Origin of the sequence: Bacillus sp. FSL K6-0994 (assembly GCF_038630815.1) — a bacterium.
Classification (GTDB): domain Bacteria; phylum Bacillota; class Bacilli; order Bacillales; family Bacillaceae; genus Bacillus; species Bacillus safensis.
The window spans coordinates 2,252,669-2,274,499 of record NZ_CP152043.1; the positions used below are offsets into that span (position 1 = coordinate 2,252,669).

A 21,831-nucleotide genomic window follows, 5' to 3' on the forward strand; every position below is an offset into this window, starting at 1 on the left:
GTCACATTTATATTTTACATAATTCACGTGACATTTTCACGCCCATTTCTAAAAATGTTAATAAATAGTAATATTGTTCTATTGCATGATCTTCGGTAAGAAGATGATCAACCCAATCATAACCGAAATCGCGGCGTAAACGCAAACAGCGCCTGCCGCAGCGTCCTTCGCTCTCTCTGCAAGCGGGTGCCTTTCTTCTGTCATCAGATCCACTGTATGTTCAATGGCTGTATTGACAAGTTCAAGCGCAAACATCCCCCCGCAAAGAAGAAGAACGATCAGCCATTCAAATGGGTCAATGCGGAACCAAAAGCCGCAGATCACCACGATGATGGCTGCGACTGTGTGAAATCGAAAATTCCGTTCATTCAAGAAAGTTCGCCATATTCCTCTAAATGCATAGTAAAAACTCCGAAAAAAACGGGCGAGCGGCCTTCTTTTCTTACGATGATCTCGAAAGGCCATAATCATCCAAGATTTTTGTCTGTTTGGCGAACATTTCTTTTTCATCTTCCTCTGTCATATGATCGTACCCGAGCAAATGGAGGAAGCCATGAATCGTTAAGAATCCAAGCTCTCTCATAAAGGAATGTCCATATTCCTCTGCCTGCTCTTTCGTTCGATCCACACTAATGATAATGTCACCAAGTACAGGCGGGATATCATCTGCTCCAATGATTTCAATCTCCCCTTCTCCTTCTTCCTCAAGTGCAAAGGAGATCACATCCGTTGGTGCGTCTTTTCCGCGGTATTCTTTATTGATTTGATGAATCTCTTCATTCGAAACAATCGTCACTGATACTTCCGCTTGATCCTTGACCTCAAGTTCGTCTGCAGCAAACTGAAGAAGCTTTTCCACTTCTTCAAGCTGCTCTTTTGATACTTGTCCTGTTTCATCTATTAAATCGATTAACAATGTCATTTACTTCACCTTCTGCTTCGGGGCATCTGGATATTCAATCCGAGAATGGAAAATCCCCTTTAATGTTGTACAAATCGTTTGGCTGATAATATTTAATTCTTTAAATGTGAGGTCACATTCACTAAATTGCCCGTCCTGCATTTTATCTGAAATAATGCCTTTGACAAGCTTTTCAATCCGCTCTGGATTTGGATTATGCATCGAACGAACCGCCGCTTCAACGCTGTCAGCCACAGAAATAATCGCTGCTTCTTTTGATTGCGGCTTTGGACCAGGGTAACGGAATTCTTCTTCTGTCACCTGATCATCACGCTCTTTCGCCTTATAGTAAAAAAACTTTAAAAGAGACTTCCCGTGATGCTGTTCGGCAATGTCGACAAGTTCTTCAGGAAACTTCTTTTCTCTCAGCATATCAGCGCCATCTGTCGTATGGGCAATAATAATATTTTTACTCAGCTGAGGAGAAAGCTTGTCATGCGGATTATCAATGTTCATTTGGTTTTCGATAAAGTACTGCGGTCTTTTCGTTTTCCCAATGTCATGATAATAAGCACCGACCCTTGCTAAAAGACCATTTGCGCCGACTGCTTCACATGCAGCATCCGCTAAATTCGCCACCATAACACTATGATGATATGTACCTGGTGTCTCGGTTAAAATCTTTTTGAGCAGCGGATGATTTGGATTGGATAATTCAATCAGTTTCATTGTGGAAAGAATACCAAACATGCTCTCAAAAACAGGCATTAACCCAATGACCAAGATAGATGATGCAAACCCTGACACAATCGCCATCATGAGGTTCACACCGATTTCAAGCCCTGATGGTGAAGAGTTTTGGATGAGTGTAATGGATAAAACCACAAGTACATTCACCAAAGCAACCAAAAGCCCAGCCTGCAATATTTTTGATCTTGCATTATGTTTTCTTAAAAATAAAATACCCGCCATCCCGCTCATCAGATAATAAGCGCAGATCACATAGTTAAAGACGCCGGTTACTCCTTGATTAAACATCATACTGCCGCAAAGAGCAAATACAAGACCGGAGAAGATCGCCAGCCGCTCATTAATTAGCAGCTTGATCAGCATCGTGCCAAGTGCCACTGGCACGACATAGCCTATCGTCGTATACTTCGTTTCCTGGAAGAGGCTGAACACTTCCATGATAATTAATATAATCGTGAAAATAAGCGAGTAAAGCAGTAACGACTTATTCTTATGGACAAGCGATTTTTTCCTCGATTCAAGGGAATGAACAATCGCTGCTAAGAAAAGTCCAATTAATATGAGAAGACCACTTACAGGCTTAAATAAATTTGAGCTGTTTAACAGACCCGTGAGTTCTAATTTGCGATAAACTTCCCGGTCAATGAGCTCTCCTTCTTCAACTAAGATTTGCCCCTGCTTAATTTGCACAGGCTGAATATTGTCAGCCGCTTCCTGTCTTTTCTTCTCTGTTGCCACTGGGTCAAATACATAGTTTGGAATGATCGCAAATTCACCGATTTCTTTCGCCGCATTTAAGTATTTTGATGGAATCGAATTGTTTTTAAGCTCTGTTTTGACTTGTTTTTTCTCATCTTGTAATTTCGCTGCTGTGATTTCTTTACTCATCAGTGAATTCACCACTGTGATGATGGAATCCTTAGTAAATGAGAGATTTTCATCACTTGCTTGGAGCAGTGCTTTGATGGATTGATCCGAAACAGCTTCCTGCATATCTGTTGTGAGCTTTTCTTTGACACGCTTGACCATTTCTTGATCTGATGGCGCGTTCTCTTTATCATCAGCTGCTTTCTTCTCTTCTTTAATGGCTTCAAAGAGGGATGAGATGAGGTCTACGCGATTATCAGAATACGCTTTTTTGAGCGTATATTGATCTTCTACCTGATCTGTTGCTTCTTGTTTCTTTTCTTCTGTCGCTTCTTGATCATCAACGGTTGACGGAGAATAGATGGTCTGTTCGCTCACTGAAAATAAATCTAAGTCGAGCGATTCAGGCTTTACATGGAAGAAGAGCACCACGAATAAAATGGCTGCTAAACCAGCGTACAGCAAAACATTTAAATAACGTGAGCGCTCCATTTTCTGAGGTTCTTTTTTAGACAGCAGTCTTTTGCGCTTACTGCCTTTTTGATTCTTTCTCAAGGAAAGTACCTCCTTTTTTACTTTAAACCACGATCGAAACAAAATGACCCGATGAAGACGATCGGGTCACTCAGTTCATTTTTGCTTTTCGTATGCGCCAATGATCTTCGCCACAAGCGGGTGTCTGACCACATCTGTCTGGTCTAATTCAATAAATGAGATGCCCCTGATCTCTGCAAGCATGTCCTTTGCAGCTGCAAGACCTGACTGCATGCCCTTTGGCAGATCAATCTGTGTAATATCTCCTGTAATGACCATTTTAGAGCCAAACCCAAGTCTCGTCAAAAACATTTTCATTTGGGCAGGTGTTGTATTCTGCGCTTCATCTAAAATCACAAATGCATCATCAAGCGTCCGGCCTCTCATATAGGCAAGGGGCGCTATTTCAATCACGCCGCGCTCGATTAGTCGTTCCGTATGATCACTGCCAAGCACATCATGCAGGGCATCATATAGTGGTCTTAAATAAGGATCTACTTTTTCCTTTAAATCGCCTGGTAAAAAGCCAAGACTCTCTCCTGCTTCAACAGCTGGTCTTGTCAGGATTATCCGTTTCACATGTCCATTTTTCAGCGAATGTACCGCATTGACGACTGCCAAATACGTCTTCCCTGTACCAGCAGGTCCAATTCCAAAGACCAGGTCATCTTTTTTCATCGCCGCAGCATATTCACGCTGGCCGATTGTTTTCACCCTGATCGACTTTCCTTTGGCATTTTTCGTAATTTCATCTTCATACATATTTTCAAAATAATTCAGCTTGTTTTTTTGCGCCATTTTAATGGCATAGACGACATCCCGTTCAGATATCTCAATTCCTTTACGGATGAGATGTAAAAGAGATGTGATCAAACGGCTTACTGTATCTCTCGATGCTTCCTCACCAGAAACATACACTTTTTCTCCACGCGTAATAATGGAGACGTTCAGCTCGTTTTCCATTAGTTTCAGATAAGCATCTTGATTGCCAAATAAAGCAATCGCTTCGTTTGGGCTATCCAATTTTTGTTGAATCTCAAGTAAATGTTCTGTCATTCTCTAGTCTCCCTGAACAATAGGTGTTGGTTGAACAATATCTTCTATTACTTGGTAAAGGATGATTAACTTAACTTTACCATTCCCTGTTGTCTCGTGCAAAACTTTTTCACTTTTCACCTCTCCTGTTTGACCTAGCTTCTCTTCTAATTCTTTTTTACCCATTTTAATCCCTGCTTGAACCGCTTCTTTATTTGTGTATTCGCGATTTATTTTCTCACTTTCGCGTGTAATTTCCTTTTCATAAGAGAATGGGAGCTGCATGTTTAAGAAATGAAGCGGATGAACTTCTGTTTCTGTTTTTGGCTGCTTAAAATCATCCTTTTTAAAAGAAAAGCCCCAAAATGGCAGTGAGCCTCCAAATGCGGAGAGCTTGTGCTTTGTCTTCATTTTACCCGTAAAAACGTCAAAAGATGTTCGAAGAGGGACAGAAACTTCTGAACGATACCACGTTTCACCATAGATTTTCGCTTTGGCTCCTACCGTTTTTTGCTGATCTTCACTGCCAATGAGTCCAGAGACAAGCATCTGTCCTTTCTTTACATGTTCATCAACCGCGGCAAGCGGCTCCCCTTTTTCTACATACATTCTCGTGATGACAGCCTTTTTCTTGGCGACGATATGCTGAGGACTCGTGTATTTTTCTTTTTCAGGTTCATTTTTTTCCACAACTTTCATTTGAAAGGTTGTGCCGTTTAGTTCTACGCCGACCCATGTGATGCTTTGAATATTGGTTGTCAGGGATTTTTGAATTTTTTCAGGTGTTCCCATTAGAAACTGAAAACGTCCTTTTTGCACCCCAATGTCGTCTAAATGCTTTCTCATTTGATGTTCAGTTTCTGGATTGGCTCCTTTAATATCGATTTTCCATACCATGTTTGAAAGCGCCAATATCGTCACTAGAAAGCATACAATCCCAAGGGTAAATCCGATATTCTTCCTTGACCATAGGAGTAGAAATGGAAAGCCCTTTTTTTGATGAAATGAACATGTCACGTCATGATGTCTGCGTACCTTTCTGAAGGCATGTACATCTGATAAGCGAATAAATAAGCGCACGCTGTCTTGACGGCGGCTCACTTGAAACATTGTGATCCCCTGCCTCGTGCACTCATTAATGAGCCGCTCAATGCCATTTCCTTTGATCTCCACTTCCACTCTGCCAATAAAATAGGCGAACCATTTATTCTTCACGCTTCTCCCCTCCGTCAGTTAAGAATCAATATAACGGACCTCATCGATTTTCCCTTCCAATAAAATCTCTTCTGGCAAAATCGTTTTAATCACAAAATCTTTCCCTGAAATAATGCATTGTCCCTGTTTGAGCATCAGCCTTACCTCTTGATCACTGAAAAGCAAAAGCCCTTTATGGTTCTCTATGTAAATGTGGAGTCTGCCAACCATCGTAATACGGGGAAGATCCATCATCACGTCTGGAGGGATTTCAAGTGTTCTTGTCAGCCATGCTTTAAGTCGATTTTTTCTTTTTCCCATTCAATAAGAACCCCTTCCCACCTCATGTGTATGAGATCAAACTGAAAGATGGTGAGACTGATGAGAAAGCCTCTATATCATCCTATTCCTCAGGGGTTCATATCATGCTAATGAATCCTGTAAAACAGCTGTTTCAGCATTTTCTTTAAGAAAAAATGTCATCAGGCAAAAAAAGCCCCCTTTTTCATAAAGGGGGCTTTCTTCTTTATCTTTTATATGGCCGTTTCATCGTTCTGTGCGGCTTTTTCGCGCGCGGCTCTCCAAATACTTCTCCAAGGATCATTCCTTGAACAATTGTATCTTGGTTCAGCTTCTCAATGAATTTTGGCCTCATTTCAGCAGATGCAGCCTTTGGCCTTGTCAGCTCTCTTTCAAGCGATTGGAACTCTTTGTTCAGCTCGTTTTTTCTTTCTTCCATTTCGGCAAGTGTAGCCGTATAGCGATCTTGTAAGGACTGAGAAGTTTTTTTCTTCATCCCGCCATGATCATGCACATCGCCGAAATCGTCCAGCTGATCGGTCACGACTGGATCTGGACTTGTTTGCTTTGTTTGCTTTTGGGGCACCTGCTTACGCTGAGGAGCGGGCTTCTTTTGCTGATTCTGCTCTTCGTTCTCCTCTTGTTTGCCGATCTTCCCAAAGACGGCAGAGATGATACCGATGATAATCGCAATTAGTAGCGGATTTTCAAATAGAATGTCCAATGGGCTCCCTCCTTAAAGCGTGAGAGGATGCTTATTTGTTTTCATTATCAGATGGACCTTTTGTCATTTTGCCAAATGAATCTCTCATATCCGTATCAGCATCGATATTCTTAATGTTCATGTAGTCCATGACACCAATATTGCCTTCACGTAATGCTTCAGCCATTGCAAGTGGTACTTCAGCCTCTGCTTCAACGACTTTCGCGCGCATTTCTTCAACTTTCGCACGCATCTCTTGTTCTTGTGCAACAGCCATTGCGCGGCGTTCTTCTGCTTTCGCCTGTGCAATGTTTTTGTCTGCTTCTGCTTGGTCTGTTTGCAGAATTGCCCCGATGTTCTTACCGATATCAACATCTGCGATATCAATCGAGAGAATTTCAAATGCAGTACCTGAATCTAATCCTTTACCAAGAACCGTTTGAGAAATCATATCAGGATTCTCAAGAACCTTTTTATGATTATCTGATGAACCGATTGTAGAGACAATCCCTTCACCTACACGGGCAATAATTGTTTCTTCCCCTGCACCACCGACAAGTCTGTCGATGTTTGCACGAACTGTAATACGTGCTTTTGCTTTGACTTCAATCCCGTCCATCGCAACACCAGAGATAAATGGTGTTTCAATGACTTTAGGGTTTACACTCATTTGAACTGCTTCAAGTACATCACGGCCTGCTAGGTCGATGGCTGCACAGCGAGCAAAGTTCAATTCGATATTCGCGCGTTGAGCTGCAATTAATGCGTTCACAACTCGGTCCACGTTACCACCTGCAAGATAGTGGCTCTCCAGCTGGTTAATCGTCACATCAAGACCTGCTTTATGTGCTTTGATGAGCGGGTTGACCACTCGGTTTGGAATCACTCGGCGCAGTCTCATTCCGACAAGTGTAAAAATGCTCACTTTTACGCCAGCCGCTAGGGCAGAAATCCACAGCATCACCGGTACAAAGGTGAAAAAGATCGATAGAACAATCAAACCTGCTGCGATAATCACAAATAATAGTAAAGTAGATGGATCCATTTTATTCCTCCTCTAAAATCAGTATATCTATACTTTCCTCACGACAATGCGTGAGCCTTCCGCTTTCACAATTTTTACTTGTTCATCTTTATCGATAAATGCACCTTCTGACACAACATCAATGCGCTCATCTCCGAGTACGATCGTACCAGATGGACGAAGTGCAGTGGCTGTCACTGCGATTTGTCCAACAAGATCCTCTCTTGTTTCATTTGAGACATAACCGCTTTCCTTATTGGTTGAATCGGTTAAAATGAACTTTTTAAAGAATTTCATACGTTTCCCCAACACCTTTGTCAATAAAATAACTGCTATGGTTGAAACAGCAGTGGCAATCAAGATGGAAATCGCCATTTCTGTAAAGCTTCCAGCTGCTAAAAATAAGCTGACAACGACACAGATCAGTCCAATGACACCTACGATTCCCCCTGGCAAAAACAATTCCAGAATGATGAGTGCAATCCCTGCTAAAAACAGGAACAACGTCTCATATCCTGCAAAACCTGCCACGAGATGACCATAAAAGAATAGAAGAAGCGCTGTCACTCCCATTGTGCCCGGGACCCCAAAGCCAGGAGAATAGAGCTCAACAACTAACCCTAAGCTTGCAATGGATAAAAGGATTGGAATGACAATTGGGTGCGTAAGAAAACGCGCAACCTTTTCAGCAAAGCTCACTTCATCGTATTGAACAGAAGCGTCTTGTAATTTCAGCTTCTGAAGCAAGTCATCCATATTTTTTGCTTCCCCTTCTGCATACCCGAATTGAAGCGCACGGTCTGTATTGAAGGTGAGCAATTCTCCTTTTGGTGCACCGGCTTCTTTTGCGTCTATATCTATATCCGCCATGGCAAGAGCATACTTTGGATCACGCCCCTGCTTTTCGGCAGCATCACTCATTTCAGCAAGCCATAGAGATTCAGATTTTTGATCGGCAGCATTGCCTTCTCCATCGATGATCGCAGCAGCCCCCATCTTTCCATTCGGGGTCATATAAATTTGACCGGCATTTAGCGCGATGAAGGCCCCTGCTGAAAGCGCTCTATGATTGACAAACGCTGTCACTGGGATATCGGAAGCACGAATCGTATCTGCGATCTCAAGCGCTGCATCAACTGCACCACCTGGTGTATTGATGTCGAGAATAATATGCTTCGCCCGTTCCGACTTTGCCTGCTCAAACGATCGTTCAATGAATTTAGAAAGTCCTTTTTCTACTGTATCTTCAATTGGGATAACATGAACTTTCTGATCTGCTGATTTCGCGGTCAATTGAACCCCTAATAACAAGCATATTATAAAACAACTGAAGAGAGCAATAGAAATTTTTATTTTTTTCATCTATTTGGTGATCCCTCCTCTCTTTCTTCCATTTTACCGTTCCTTTACATACGTTACAAATGTATCATAGGTTTCATTTTTATATGACAGAATCACGAGGGCATAAAAAAAGTATCCTTCTAACAATAGAAGGATACTTTTTATTGAGACAGCTGCTCGCTGACAAGTCTGTTAATGACAGCTCCATCAGCTTTACCTTTTACTTTTGGCATAATAGCGCTCATGACTTTACCCATGTCAGCCTTCGAGGAAGCACCTGTTTCAGCGACCGTTTCTTTCACGATCGTTTGCAGTTCTTCTTCAGAAAGCTGTTCAGGTAAATAAACGTCTAATATGTCAATCTCTTTTTGAACTTTATCTACTAAATCTAAGCGATTAGCTTTCGAAAATTCACGGAGGGAGTCTTTACGTTGCTTAATCTCGCGGGAAAGGACGGTTAGTTCCTCATCGCCGGTCAAACTGTCTTTCTTAAGCTTAATTGCTTCATTTTGCAGCGAAGCCTTTACCATACGAATGACAACAAGCTTGTCTTTCTCACGGTTTTTCATCATAAGCTTCATATCAGAATTTAATTGCTCAAGAAGACTCATAAAATCCACCCTCTTTAGAATTTACGTTTTCTAGCAGCTTCAGACTTTTTCTTACGCTTTACGCTAGGCTTTTCATAAAATTCACGCTTTCTTGCTTCTTGCAATGTTCCAGTTTTGGATACACTGCGTTTAAAGCGACGAAGAGCATCTTCAAGCGATTCGTTTTTTCTAACGACCGTTTTTGACATTCTCTTTCCCTCCCTCCGAATACACCAATCGACTGCATTAAAAAAAGATATACATGCAAAACATGTACCTAGACATTATAATATAAGCCCAGTGTGAGGTCAACTAAGTGATTTGGAAATATATTTTCGTCATGAGCAGGTAGACAAGTCCATATATTCATTGGTAAGAGGAGGACTTTTCTATGATGGCGATCATTTATTTTTGTGCACTTATTTTCATTTTTTTATGGTCAATGGGTTTGCTGAGAAAAGGATTAATGGCGCTTGCGTCGTCTCGTATTGAGAAATCACTTCTTCTCTTTACAGATCACCCGGTCAAAGCATTCTTGGTCAGCATTGTGTTTACAGGGGTTCTACAAAGCAGTTCTGCTTTTATGGTCATCGTCATCGGCTTTGTCAGTACTGGCATTCTCTCTTTTAAAAAATCGATTCCAATGATTCTTGGAACCAATATCGGCTCAACGTTTACGACAGAATTTATCGCCATTAAAATGGACGTATTCATGTGGGTTTTGATCATAGCCGGTCTTGTATGCATTCTTTTTGGCAGGACATCTTTTAGACATGCAGGAAAAAGTTTATTTGGGCTCGGGATGATCTTTTTTTGCATACAAGGCTTTTCAAAAATTGCAGGGATGATGACAAGCCAGCCTGAGACATTGCGTTTTCTTGAAATGATGCAGCATTCAGACTGGACAGCGCTGCTTTCGGGTACCATTTTCACAGCAATTGTTCATTCGAGCTCAGTCTGTATCGGTATTTTAATGGGATTTATGAATGAAGGAACTGTGGCACTTCAGGAAGGCATCAGCTTTGTGTTGGGGTCCAATATTGGGACATGTATTACGGCTGTGATGGCTGCGATATCCGGCGGCTACGCAGCACGTCAAACGGCTTATGCACACGTCGTATTTAATGTGCTCGGGGTTCTTTTATGCCTGCCGTTTCTCGCCCTGATCACAGAGGTTGTTGCCCTTCTCGCAAGCTCTCCTGCCCAGCAGATTGCGCATTTCAGCCTGCTGTTTAATGTGGCAAGCTCTCTCCTCTTCTTTCCGTTCATTCGCCCTTTTCACGGATTGATCTTGTGTCTCATGCCGAATCAGTCAAAATAAAAGAAACCGGCTTGCTCTTTTGGCTGCCGGTTTTTTTATCTATTATGAGGTCATTCTCACTTTGTCTGGCTGCACATCATCGCTGATGCGAACGAATTGTCCTTCGTTATAAGGATAGCCCGCTTTCGTAATTTTCACTTTGACCAGACGGCCGATCATGTCCTCTGTCCCTTCAAAAACAACTTTCATGTAGTTATCGGTATAACCAACATAAAGATTGTGGTTTCCTTCTTGTTCTTTGAAGGATTCTTCCGGAATAATCTCTAGCACATCACCTTCGTATGCTGATGCATACTCTTTCGCAAGCTGGTCAGAAAGAGCGATCAAACGGTGGACACGTTCGTTTTTCACATTCTCATCCACTTGATCTTCCATTCTTGCAGCCGGGGTACCTGTACGTTTGCTGTAAGGGAAGACGTGCAGCTCAGAGAATTGATGATCTTTGACAAAATTGTACGTTTCCAAGAACTCTTCTTCTGTTTCCCCAGGGAATCCAACGATTACATCAGAGGTGACAGCAAGTCCCGGCAATGCTTTTTTCAGCTTTGTTAAACGCTCTGCAAAGAATTCCATCGTATATTTACGGCGCATTCTTTTCAGCACAGTATTTGAGCCAGATTGAAGCGGGATGTGTAAGTGTCTGACAATTTTATCTGACTGATCAAGCACTTCAATCACTTCATCTGTAATTTGACTTGCTTCAATAGATGAAATACGGATTCGTTTTAAGCCAATAACACGTTCATCTAATTCTCTCAGAAGCTTTGCAAAGTTATAATCCTTTAAGTCTTCTCCGTATCCGCCTGTGTGAATACCTGTCAGCACAATTTCTTTATAGCCCGCATCAACAAGCTGCTGCGCTTGATTGATGACCTCTTCTGGATCACGAGAACGAAGAAGTCCGCGTGCCCAAGGAATAATGCAGAATGTACAGAAATTGTTACAGCCTTCTTGGATTTTTAATGAAGCGCGCGTTCTGTCTGTGAAGGCAGGAACATCAAGTTCTTCAAACACACGTGCTTTCATGATATTGCCAACCCCGTTGATCGGCTGTCTTTCTCTGCGGTATTCTTCAATATAGCCTAGTAATTTATGTCTGTCCTGTGTTCCAACCACAATATCAACACCAGGAATCGCCATGATTTCTGCTGGTGATGTTTGCGCATAGCAGCCTGTTACACAAATGACACCATCCGGGTTATGGCGAATGGCTCTTCTAATGACTTGGCGGCTTTTCTTATCGCCTGTATTCGTGACCGTACATGTATTAATGACATATACGTCTGCTTTTGATTCATACTCTTTTCTTTCATAGCCAGCTTCTTTAAACAGCTGCCAGATCGCCTCTGTCTCATAGTGGTTGACCTTACAGCCAAGTGTATGGAACGCTACTGTTCCCATCATGATTCACCTCTTAATAACTCTGTTTGATAAGATATAGCGGAAAGCGCATATAAAGGAGCAGTTTCTGTTCTTAAAATGCGTGGTCCAAGCCCGCAAATGACTGCACCAAGCGTTTCAAGCTCTTCAATCTCCTTTTCTGCCAAACCGCCTTCAGGGCCAAAAACCACTAGCAAGGTTTGTCCGCCTTTCATCTGTTGAAGCACAGTTTGAAAACGGCTTTGCTCTCCTTCTTTCGATGATTCTTCGTATGCAACGACACATTTATCGAATTCACCAGCTATTTGCGTCAGCTCTTTAAACGTTGATACTGAATAAACACGCGGAATGATATTCCGGTAGGACTGCTCGGCTGCTTCTTTCGCGATTTTCTCCCAGCGCTCTCGTTTTTTATGGGATTTTTTTTGGTCAAGCTTTGTAATAGAACGAGCCGCTTGAAACGGGATAAAAGCACTTGCGCCAAGCTCTGTGCCTTTTTGGATAATGAGCTCAAGCTTATCTCCTTTTGGAAGACCGCTTGCAATCGTCACCCTAATCGGAAGTTCTCTGTCCTGATTTGTCCAGCTTTCAAGGTGACAAATCACTTCTTCCTTTGTTATTGTATCAATTTTACTGAGCGCTTCAAAGCCGTCTGTTGTTAAACAAAGGATTTCCTGCCCTGCTTTCATCCGCATGACATTGGAAAGATGATGTACATCTTCACCTTTTATAACGATGGCTCCCTTTAACGTCACTTCTTCTTTCGTGAGGTCGATAAAATATCGTTGCATACGTGTCCTGACACCTACTCGCTTTATTTTTTCGCTATAATGCTGACCCAATCTTCCATTGACAGCACTTCAACAATGTCAAAACCCGCCTCTTCTAATGCTGTTTTGACCTGTAATTTCTTTTGTCCAATGATGCCTGATGTAATGAAATAGCCATCTTTCTTCAATAGGTCATAGGCTTGATCTGTAAAGCGCAAAATCACTTCTGCCAGAATGTTGGCGACAATTACATCACGCTCACCTGAAATTCCATCAAGCAAATTGTTTTGTTTGACCGTCACTTGGTTACTTACACCATTTAATTCGATGTTTTGCTTCGCACTTTCTACCGCAACGGTGTCGAGATCAAAGGCTTGAATGTCCTTTGCACCAAGCATCGCTGCTGCCACACTTAAAATTCCAGAGCCTGTTCCAACATCAATCACCGTATCGTTTTCCTTCACGTAGCGCTCAAGCGCCTGAATGCAAAGGACGGTTGTTGGATGCGTACCTGTTCCAAATGCCATTCCAGGGTCCATTTCAATAATCAGTTCATCAGAATGAACTGGTGTATATTCTTCCCACGTTGGAACGATGGTGAATTTTTCAGAGATTTTCACAGGATGATAGTATTTCTTCCAGGCGGTGGCCCATTCTTCTTCATTTACTTCACAAATTGACAGTGTATTGCGTCCAAGGTCAATATCGTATAGAAGAAGGTTGTTGATGGCTTCTTTGATCTCATCTACCGTTTCCATCAAAAAGCTGTTCATTGGAAGATAGGCTTTCACAATGACACCTTCATCTGGATAGTCATTCGGATCGAGCTGGTAGATCTCACCGTATACATTTTCACGTTCCTTGACTAAATCAAGCGGGTCCTCAATCACGACACCACTTGCACCTGCTTCATGCAAAATATTGGTGATCGGTTCCACCGCTTCATTTGTTGTATGGACGCTAATTTCTGACCACTTCAATACTACCAACTCCTTATCCGTCTTACTCGCCTTTAAATGCGCGTTTTACCTTGTCGAAAAAGCTCATTTCTTGTTCGTCTGGTTTATTTCCGCTCACTTCAGCAAATTTTCTAATGATATCTTTTTGATTGTCTGTTAAATTTGTCGGTGTGACGACACGTACAACGATATGCTGATCGCCTTGGCCGTAGCCGCGTACATTTTTCACACCTTTTCCTTTGAGTCTAAACTTCGTGCCAGTTTGAGTGCCAGCAGGAACTTTTAATTTTACTTTTCCGTGTAATGTCGGCACTTCAATTTCGTCACCTAATGCAGCCTGCGCAAAGGTAAGCGGCATCTCGCAGTAAATGTCATCTCCATCACGTTCGAAGAATTCATGCGCACGCACATGGAATACAACGAATAGATCGCCTGGAGGTCCTCCATTTACGCCTGGTTCACCTTGCCCAGACACTCTGAGCTGCTGGCCATCATCAACACCTGCAGGGATCGTCACGTTAATTTTCTTACGCTTACGCACTTTGCCAGAGCCGCCGCATGTTGAACATTTATGATCAATTTGTTTCCCTGTTCCGCTGCAGTAGTTACATACTCTGCGGTTGACCACTTTACCAAACGGAGTGGATTGCTCAACATTTAATTGACCAGAACCGCCGCAATGTGAACAGGTTTTTGCCTGCGTACCAGGCTTTGCACCTGATCCATGACATGTCTCGCAAGATTCTTCACGAGGGATTTCAATGGTTGCTTCTTTTCCAAATGCCGCTTCTTCAAACGAAAGCGTCATTGTATATTGCAGGTCCGCTCCTTGGCGCGGTGCATTTGGATCTCTTCTTCTGGCTCCGCCGCCAAAAATACTAGAGAAGATGTCATCAAAGCCGCCGAAGCCGCCAAAGTCTCCTCCTCCGCCAAAACCGCCGCCGCCAAAGCCTTGGTTTGGATCGGTATGACCGAACTGGTCATAATGCGAACGTTTTTGATCATCAGAAAGGGTTTCATAGGCTTCTTTTACTTCTTTGAATTTCTCATCTGAGCCAGCTTCTTTATTAATATCAGGGTGATACTTTTTTGAAAGCTTGCGGTATGCCTTTTTGATTTCGTCCTTTGAGGCGCTCTTACTTACGCCAAGCACTTCATAGTAATCACGCTTACTCATCTCTTCACACTCCCGATTTTCTCACATAAATACGATTGTATCATTTTGATTTAACCTTTTTCAATTCCTTTCATCGTTGAAAAGAAAAAAAGTCAAAGCCAAGAGATCCTGACTTTGACTTTCTGACGAGTACGTTTCAGCAGTCTTTTTCAAAAGTAAAGGTGATTATTTTTTCTCTTGATCGTCGTTTACTTCTTCGTATTCTGCATCCACTACATTGTCATCTGCTTTTTGAGCACCTTCAGCGCCTTCTTGCTGAGCTTGTGCTTGTTTTGCAGCTTCTTCATAGAGCTTTGTCGTTAATTCTTGAACGATTGTTTGCAGCTCATCTTTTTTCGCTTTGATGTCTTCAAACTCGCCTTTTTCGATCGCAGCTTTTAGCGCATCTTTCGCGTCATTTGCTTTTTTCACTTGCTCTTCATCGATTTTGCCTTCTAGATCTTTTAATGTTTTTTCAGTTGTAAACACTAATTGATCTGCTTCGTTGCGCACTTCGATTTCTTCTTTTTTCTTCGCATCTGCTTCAGCATTTTCTTCTGCTTCTTTGACCATTTTTTCGATCTCATCATCAGAAAGACCTGAAGAAGATTTGATTGTGATGTTTTGCTCTTTGCCTGTACCCATATCTTTCGCACGTACGTTGACAATACCGTTTTTATCGATATCAAAAGATACTTCGATTTGCGGTACGCCGCGTGGTGCTGGCGGGATATCAGTCAATTGGAAGCGGCCTAATGTTTTGTTATCTGCAGCCATTGGGCGCTCACCTTGCAGGACATGGATATCTACAGCTGTTTGGTTGTCAGCAGCTGTTGAGAATACTTGTGATTTACTTGTTGGAATTGTTGTATTACGTTCAATCAGCTTCGTGAATACGCCGCCCATTGTTTCAATTCCTAAAGAAAGTGGTGTTACGTCAAGAAGAACAACGTCTTTGACATCTCCTGTGATCACTCCACCTTGGATGGCTGCACCAAGTGCAACTACTTCATCAGGGTTTACACCTTTATGAGGCTCTTTGCCTGTTTCTTTTTTGATTGCTTCTTGTACTGCAGGAATACGAGTTGATCCACCAACAAGGATGACTTTATCAATCTCGCTAGCAGATAAACCAGCATCTTTCAGTGATTGACGTACAGGTGTCATTGTACGCTCTACAAGATCTGCAGAAAGCTCTTCGAATTTAGCACGCGTTAACGTTAATTCAAGGTGAAGAGGTCCTGCTTCTCCAGCTGTGATAAATGGCAGTGAGATTTGTGTAGAAGATACACCAGAAAGATCTTTTTTCGCTTTTTCAGCAGCATCTTTTAAACGCTGAAGCGCCATTTTATCTTTAGAAAGATCAATGCCATTTTCTTTTTTGAATTCAGCCACTAGGTGATCAATGATGACTTGGTCAAAATCGTCTCCACCTAGACGGTTGTCCCCAGCAGTTGAGCGCACTTCAAAGACGCCGTCTCCAAGCTCAAGGATCGATACGTCAAATGTACCGCCGCCAAGGTCGTATACAAGAATCGTTTGATCTTCTTCTGTTTTATCTAAACCATATGCAAGTGCAGCTGCTGTTGGTTCGTTGATGATACGTTCTACTTCAAGACCAGCAATTTTACCAGCATCTTTCGTTGCTTGACGTTCTGCATCGTTGAAGTAAGCAGGAACTGTGATAACAGCTTTTGTTACTTCTTCGCCAAGATAGCCTTCAGCGTAAGATTTAAGATGCTGAAGAATAATCGCAGAGATTTCCTGCGGCGTGTAGTTCTTGCCTTCAACTTCTACTTTATAATCAGTACCCATATGTCTTTTAACAGACATGATCGTGTTCGGGTTTGTAATTGATTGACGTTTTGCTACTTCACCCACTTGGCGCTCTCCGTTTTTAAAAGCGACAACAGATGGTGTTGTACGTGCTCCTTCAGCGTTAGCAATGACTTTTGGCTCGCCGCCTTCAAGTACTGCAACACATGAGTTTGTTGTTCCTAAGTCAATCCCAATGATTTTACTCATATTCGATGACCTCCCATTATGTAGTTATTGATTTACTTTTACCATTGATGGACGAATAACTCGGTCTTTGAGTTTATAGCCCTTTTGCAATTCTTCTACAACGATATTTGAATCGTAGTTTTCATCTTCAACTTGCATGACGGCTTGATGAAGGTTTGGATCGAACTCTTTGCCGACAGCTTCAATTGGTTCTACGCCTTCATTTTTCAACGCTTCTACCAGCTGGCGGTAAACCATTTGCATTCCTTCTAACAAACTTTTCGTCTGCTCATTGTCTGGATCAATTCCAAGCGCTCTTTCAAAGTTATCAAGAGCTGGGAGAAGATCACTGACAACATGTTGAGAACGATATTTTTGCACGGTCTCCACTTCAGTTCGAGCACGGCGTTTATAGTTTTCAAAATCTGCTTGAACACGCAGAATTTTGTTTTCTTTTTCATCTAGAAGCTGCTGCAATTCATCGATTTTTTCTTGGAAGGCAGACTGTTCATCATTTGTTACTTCCTCAGTATCTGCTTGAACTGCTTCTTCTTGTGCTTCAACCTCTGCTTCTTGCTCAGGTGTCTGTTTTTCTTCTGACATTGTGTTCACCTCCCTCAAAAGATTCAAAAATACGAAGGGGCTGTGCCCCTATCTTTTATCACCCTACTCATCATACAAATTGGAAAGTGCGTTTGACAAGTCTTTTGATACATGATGCAAGAGACTGACAACCCGCCCATAATCCATACGGGTTGGACCAATGACGGCAATGGAGCCGAGTGATTTTTGATCAATCGAATAAGTGGCTGTGATTAGGCTACAGTTCTCCATCGCTTCCAAATTGTTTTCTGAACCGATTTTAATGGTGATTCCTTGCTGATTTGGATGAAACAGCTGCATGACATCATTCTTTTGCTCAATAAGCATCATGAGTGAGCGGATGCGGTCAATGTCATGAAACTCCGGCTGATTCAACATATTAATCTTCCCGCCAAAGAAAAGTTTTGATTCATTTTGAGTCGATGTAAATGTATTGCCGAGCGCATCTAAAATATGATCATAATCTTTTAAATGCGTACGAAGAAGCATCACAACTTCTTTATACATTCTGTCCTTCAGCTGATCCATCGGGACTCCGGCTAGGCGGCTGTTTAAAATATTCATCAGCTTCTCAATATCGGAGACATCGAGATGCTCAGAGAAGGTAATGGTTTTGTTTTCAACATGTCCGCTGTCTGTAATCATGATCGCCACTGCTTTGTTTGGCTGAACAGGGACAAGCTGAATTTGCTTTAATCGATTTTCACTTAGCTTTGGACCAAGCACAATCGATGTATAGTTTGTGAGATCTGATAAAATTTCCGCCGATTTTTGAACTGTCTTTTCCAGCTCAAAAATTTTCTCCTGAAAGGCCGACTGGATGAGCACAAGCTCTTTAGACGACAGTTTTCGCGGAGAGAGCAAATGATCTACATAATAACGATATCCTTTTTCGGAAGGAATTCTTCCTGATGAAGAATGGGTCTTTTCGATAAAACCAAGTTCCTCCAAATCAGCCATTTCGTTTCTAATCGTCGCAGAGCTGAATGTAATGTCTTCTTTTTTAGAAAGAGTCCTTGATCCAACTGGCTGCGCCGAACGAATAAAGTCATTAATGATGACTTGCAGAATCAAAAGCTGACGATTTGTTAACATCATCATCACCCCTGTTAGCACTCTCTTTCAACGAGTGCTAATTGTATAAACAAAATTACCAAACTCAAATTAAAATGTCAATTATAACTCACCGAGAAACGCTTGAAATACTTCATTGCCTAACAATTTTCCTTTTCTTGTTAAACGTATCCCCTTGTCATCTTTTACAATGAGGCCTTTTTCTTCTAAATCTTCAAGAACAGTGGAAAAAAGTGCTTCTGGTGCAGCACCATATTTTGCTTGGAAATCAGCGCTTTTCACCCCTTCGATTTTTCGAAGACCTAAAAACATTTCTTCTTCTATTTGCTCTGCTTTTGTGACCTGATGTGTTTCCTTATACGGGAACCCTGTTTGGTCAATCAGCTCCAAATAATGTTTCACTGGCCCTGCGTTCACATTTCGGATGCCATCTACATACCCGTGTGCGCCTGCACCAAAACCGAAGTAATCTTCATTGCTCCAATAGGTCAGGTTATGCTGGCTTTCAAAGCCAGGTTTGGCGTAATTGCTAATTTCGTACTGCTTTAATCCATGGCGCTCCATTTCATCCATCACAAGCTCATACATTTCAGCCTCACGTTCTTGTGGCGGTAAATGAAGTTTTCCTTTTTGCATTAAGTTATAAAAAACGGTTTTCGGCTCGACGATGAGTGAGTAAACCGAATAATGCTCTGCCCCCAGCGAGAAAGCCGTCTCAAGTGAATTCATCACATGATGCTTTTCTTGATGCGGCAAGCCAAACATGAGATCGAGGCTAATATTGTCAAATCCAACCGCTCTAGCTCGCTCAAAGGATGTAAGGACATCCTTCTTTTGATGAACTCGTCCAATTTTCTTGAGTAAATCGTCTTCAAAAGTTTGAACGCCAAAGCTCAGACGATTCACGCCGGCTGCTTTAAGCACATGCAGTTTCTCAAGCGATAATTCATCTGGGTTTGCTTCTACTGCAAATTCAATCAGATTTTTTGTCGGCTTTAATACGCTGTGAATGCTGTTCATGAGCTGGTCTAGCTGACTGACAGTCAGTGATGTCGGGGTTCCCCCGCCAATAAAAATTGTCTTTAGTTCCTGCTCGCCTTTTTGCTCAATCGTGTGCTGCATCTCTTTCTCAAGAGCGGCTAAGTATTCGTCGACTGGCTGCGTTTTGATGAAAAATTTATTGAAATCACAATAGTGGCAAATATGCTCACAAAATGGAATGTGAATGTATGCTGCTTTCATTTGATGACACCTTCTTTACAGGTAAAGAGCCGCAGTTTATCGCTGCGGCGTCTTTGTTTGTTATCGACTATAAACGTCAAGGCAGACATTGTAAAGCAGGCAGCCTTGAGGATGTTATTTTTTTGGTGTGCTGTCGTCCATCTTCAGCACGGCCATAAATGCTTCTTGCGGGACTTCAACAGAGCCCACTTGCTTCATGCGCTTTTTCCCTTCTTTTTGCTTCTCAAGAAGCTTTCTTTTCCGGGAAATGTCTCCACCATAACATTTAGCAAGTACGTTTTTACGCATCGCTTTAATGGTGGAACGAGCAACGATTTTTTGACCGATTGCTGCTTGAACCGGTACTTCAAAGTGCTGGCGTGGAATCAATTCTTTTAGCTTTTCTACGATGATCTTGCCTCGTTCATATGCATAATCACGGTGAACAATAAAGGAAAGGGCATCGATTTTTTCGCCATTCAGCATGATATCCATCTTCACCAGCGTCGAAGGACGATAGCCAATCAGCTCATAATCAAAGGACGCATAGCCTTTTGTGTTGGACTTTAGCTGATCAAAGAATTCGTATACGATCTCTGCCAAAGGAATTTCGTACACAATGCTCACGCGGTTCGCATCAAGATACTGCATATCAATGAAATTCCCGCGTTTTCCTTGGCAAAGCTCCATCACAGAGCCTACATAGTCATTCGGCACCATCATTGTGGCTTTTACATACGGTTCTTCAATTCGCTCAATCTTTTGCGGATCAGGCAGATTGGATGGGTTATCTACGACGATTTTTTCTCCATCTGTCATATATACATCATAAATAACACTTGGCGCTGTCGTAATCAGATCAATTTTAAATTCACGTTCAATCCGTTCTTGGATGATTTCCATATGAAGCATTCCAAGGAAGCCGCAGCGGAAACCGAAGCCAAGTGCTTGGGATGTCTCTGCCTCATATTGAAGTGAAGAATCATTTAATTCAAGCTTTTCTAACGCTTCTCGTAAATCGTTGTATTTCGCTGTATCAATCGGATAAAGTCCGCAGTATACCATTGGGTTTAGCTTTCTGTATCCTGGAAGTGCTTCTTTCGCAGGGTTCTCCGCGCTTGTGATCGTATCCCCTACACGTGTATCACCGACATTTTTAATTGCAGCGGTTAAGTAGCCAACATCTCCAACGGTGAGTTCGTCTGTTGGCATGGCTTTTGGTGTGAAAACGCCAACTTCAAGTACTTCAAATTCTTTTCCCGTCGCCATCATTTTAATTTTCTGACCAGGTCTGACGGTTCCTTCGACAATTCGTATGTACGCAATAACGCCGCGATACGCATCGTAGAGAGAATCAAAAATAAGGGCTTGAAGTGGTGCTTCTGGATCTCCAGCGGGAGCCGGCACCTTTTCAACGATTTGTTCTAAAATATCCTCGATTCCAATACCCGCCTTAGCAGAGGTGAGAACAGCTTCAGACGCATCCAACCCGATGACATCTTCAATTTCTTCTCTTACACGCTCAGGCTCTGCACTTGGCAGATCGATTTTGTTGATAATCGGAAGAATTTCTAAGTTGTTATCAAGAGCTAAATAAACGTTCGCAAGTGTCTGTGCTTCAATTCCTTGTGCTGCATCTACTACGAGAATCGCACCCTCACAGGCAGCTAGGCTTCGAGATACCTCATAGGTGAAGTCGACATGCCCTGGTGTATCAATCAGGTGCATGATATATTCTTCTCCATCCTTCGCCTTATACTTCAGCTGGACAGAGTTTAATTTAATCGTTATGCCGCGTTCACGCTCTAAATCCATGGAATCAAGCAATTGTTCTTTCATTTCCCGCTGCGTAATCGCCGCCGTTTTTTCCAAAATACGGTCCGCCAATGTGGATTTCCCATGGTCAATATGGGCGATAATGGAGAAATTTCGAATTCTTGATTGCCGTTCTAATCGTTTTTCTTTATCTGTCACAATCTATCACTCCTACTATAAAACGCGGGTTGCGCTAGGTTAGATTATATCAATAGGGCTGTAAAGATTCAATCGAAATCAAGAAAAGCCGCTTATTGGTCAGCGGCTTTGATCAAAAGGGTGATACCTC

Annotated in this window: 21 protein-coding genes; 1 reads left to right on the plus strand and 20 read right to left on the minus strand. The window is 42.2% G+C overall.

Annotated elements, in window-relative coordinates; all coding sequences use genetic code 11:
• Positions 1–78: 78 nt before the first annotated feature.
• The 11 genes from MHB69_RS11605 to rpsU form a co-directional block, all read right to left on the minus strand.
• Positions 79–465 (minus strand): diacylglycerol kinase family protein, encoded by a 387-nt coding sequence (locus MHB69_RS11605; protein ID WP_024423020.1) that lies wholly within the window; start codon positions 463–465, stop codon positions 79–81.
• Complete coding sequence (gene ybeY / locus MHB69_RS11610) at positions 443–922, minus strand: rRNA maturation RNase YbeY (RefSeq protein WP_024423021.1); 480 nt, start codon at positions 920–922, stop codon at positions 443–445. The genes MHB69_RS11605 and ybeY overlap by 23 nt, the downstream gene beginning before the upstream one ends.
• On the minus strand, positions 923–3,010 hold the full coding sequence (locus MHB69_RS11615) for an HD family phosphohydrolase (RefSeq protein ID WP_170825875.1): 2,088 nt from the start codon (positions 3,008–3,010) through the stop codon (positions 923–925).
• A gap of 138 nt (positions 3,011–3,148) precedes the next feature.
• On the minus strand, positions 3,149–4,108 hold the full coding sequence (locus tag MHB69_RS11620; protein ID WP_046311804.1) for a PhoH family protein: 960 nt from the start codon (positions 4,106–4,108) through the stop codon (positions 3,149–3,151).
• Between the two features lie 3 nt (positions 4,109–4,111).
• Complete coding sequence (yqfD, locus tag MHB69_RS11625) at positions 4,112–5,302, minus strand: sporulation protein YqfD (protein WP_041118008.1); 1,191 nt, start codon at positions 5,300–5,302, stop codon at positions 4,112–4,114.
• A gap of 18 nt (positions 5,303–5,320) precedes the next feature.
• Positions 5,321–5,602: a sporulation protein YqfC gene (gene yqfC, locus MHB69_RS11630; RefSeq protein ID WP_012010618.1), complete on the minus strand. Its 282-nt coding sequence runs from the start codon at positions 5,600–5,602 to the stop codon at positions 5,321–5,323.
• Between the two features lie 205 nt (positions 5,603–5,807).
• Positions 5,808–6,305 carry a hypothetical protein gene (locus MHB69_RS11635; RefSeq protein WP_024427958.1) on the minus strand — a complete coding sequence of 166 codons (498 nt, stop codon included), beginning with the start codon at positions 6,303–6,305 and terminating at the stop codon, positions 5,808–5,810.
• 31 nt (positions 6,306–6,336) lie between these two features.
• Positions 6,337–7,329: a flotillin-like protein FloA gene (floA, locus tag MHB69_RS11640; protein WP_024423026.1), complete on the minus strand. Its 993-nt coding sequence runs from the start codon at positions 7,327–7,329 to the stop codon at positions 6,337–6,339.
• Positions 7,330–7,356: 27 nt separating this feature from the next.
• Entirely contained in the window at positions 7,357–8,670 is a 1,314-nt protein-coding gene (locus tag MHB69_RS11645) for a nodulation protein NfeD (RefSeq protein WP_342495578.1), read from the minus strand.
• A 140-nt stretch (positions 8,671–8,810) separates the two neighbouring features.
• Positions 8,811–9,260 carry a GatB/YqeY domain-containing protein gene (locus MHB69_RS11650; RefSeq protein WP_034280115.1) on the minus strand — a complete coding sequence of 150 codons (450 nt, stop codon included), beginning with the start codon at positions 9,258–9,260 and terminating at the stop codon, positions 8,811–8,813.
• Positions 9,261–9,274: 14 nt separating this feature from the next.
• The gene (gene rpsU, locus MHB69_RS11655; protein WP_003152957.1) at positions 9,275–9,448 is read right to left on the minus strand and encodes a 30S ribosomal protein S21; all 174 of its coding nucleotides are present in this window, start codon (positions 9,446–9,448) and stop codon (positions 9,275–9,277) included.
• Positions 9,449–9,630: 182 nt separating this feature from the next.
• Here rpsU and MHB69_RS11660 point away from each other — a divergent pair, with 182 nt between their 5' ends.
• Positions 9,631–10,560: a Na/Pi symporter gene (locus tag MHB69_RS11660; RefSeq protein ID WP_065214622.1), complete on the plus strand. Its 930-nt coding sequence runs from the start codon at positions 9,631–9,633 to the stop codon at positions 10,558–10,560.
• Between the two features lie 42 nt (positions 10,561–10,602).
• Here the strand turns inward: MHB69_RS11660 and mtaB are convergent, their stop codons facing one another.
• The 9 genes from mtaB to lepA form a co-directional block, all read right to left on the minus strand.
• Positions 10,603–11,961, minus strand: a complete 1,359-nt coding sequence (gene mtaB / locus MHB69_RS11665) for a tRNA (N(6)-L-threonylcarbamoyladenosine(37)-C(2))-methylthiotransferase MtaB (protein ID WP_024423030.1) — start codon at positions 11,959–11,961, stop codon at positions 10,603–10,605.
• Positions 11,961–12,731 (minus strand): 16S rRNA (uracil(1498)-N(3))-methyltransferase, encoded by a 771-nt coding sequence (locus MHB69_RS11670; RefSeq protein ID WP_061109370.1) that lies wholly within the window; start codon positions 12,729–12,731, stop codon positions 11,961–11,963. Before MHB69_RS11670 ends, mtaB begins: the two co-directional genes overlap by 1 nt.
• Before the next feature lie 23 nt (positions 12,732–12,754).
• Complete coding sequence (prmA, locus tag MHB69_RS11675) at positions 12,755–13,690, minus strand: 50S ribosomal protein L11 methyltransferase (protein WP_046311816.1); 936 nt, start codon at positions 13,688–13,690, stop codon at positions 12,755–12,757.
• A gap of 22 nt (positions 13,691–13,712) precedes the next feature.
• Positions 13,713–14,846 carry a molecular chaperone DnaJ gene (gene dnaJ / locus MHB69_RS11680; RefSeq protein ID WP_024427952.1) on the minus strand — a complete coding sequence of 378 codons (1,134 nt, stop codon included), beginning with the start codon at positions 14,844–14,846 and terminating at the stop codon, positions 13,713–13,715.
• Between the two features lie 165 nt (positions 14,847–15,011).
• Positions 15,012–16,850: a molecular chaperone DnaK gene (dnaK, locus tag MHB69_RS11685; protein WP_041086261.1), complete on the minus strand. Its 1,839-nt coding sequence runs from the start codon at positions 16,848–16,850 to the stop codon at positions 15,012–15,014.
• A gap of 24 nt (positions 16,851–16,874) precedes the next feature.
• A complete protein-coding gene (grpE, locus tag MHB69_RS11690) occupies positions 16,875–17,432 on the minus strand; it encodes a nucleotide exchange factor GrpE (protein ID WP_024423035.1) in 558 nt (185 codons plus the stop codon).
• A 63-nt stretch (positions 17,433–17,495) separates the two neighbouring features.
• Positions 17,496–18,527, minus strand: a complete 1,032-nt coding sequence (gene hrcA / locus MHB69_RS11695) for a heat-inducible transcriptional repressor HrcA (RefSeq protein ID WP_003217350.1) — start codon at positions 18,525–18,527, stop codon at positions 17,496–17,498.
• 81 nt (positions 18,528–18,608) lie between these two features.
• Entirely contained in the window at positions 18,609–19,748 is a 1,140-nt protein-coding gene (gene hemW, locus MHB69_RS11700; RefSeq protein ID WP_081124591.1) for a radical SAM family heme chaperone HemW, read from the minus strand.
• A 114-nt stretch (positions 19,749–19,862) separates the two neighbouring features.
• Complete coding sequence (lepA, locus tag MHB69_RS11705) at positions 19,863–21,701, minus strand: translation elongation factor 4 (protein ID WP_024423038.1); 1,839 nt, start codon at positions 21,699–21,701, stop codon at positions 19,863–19,865.
• Positions 21,702–21,831: the final 130 nt, after the last annotated feature.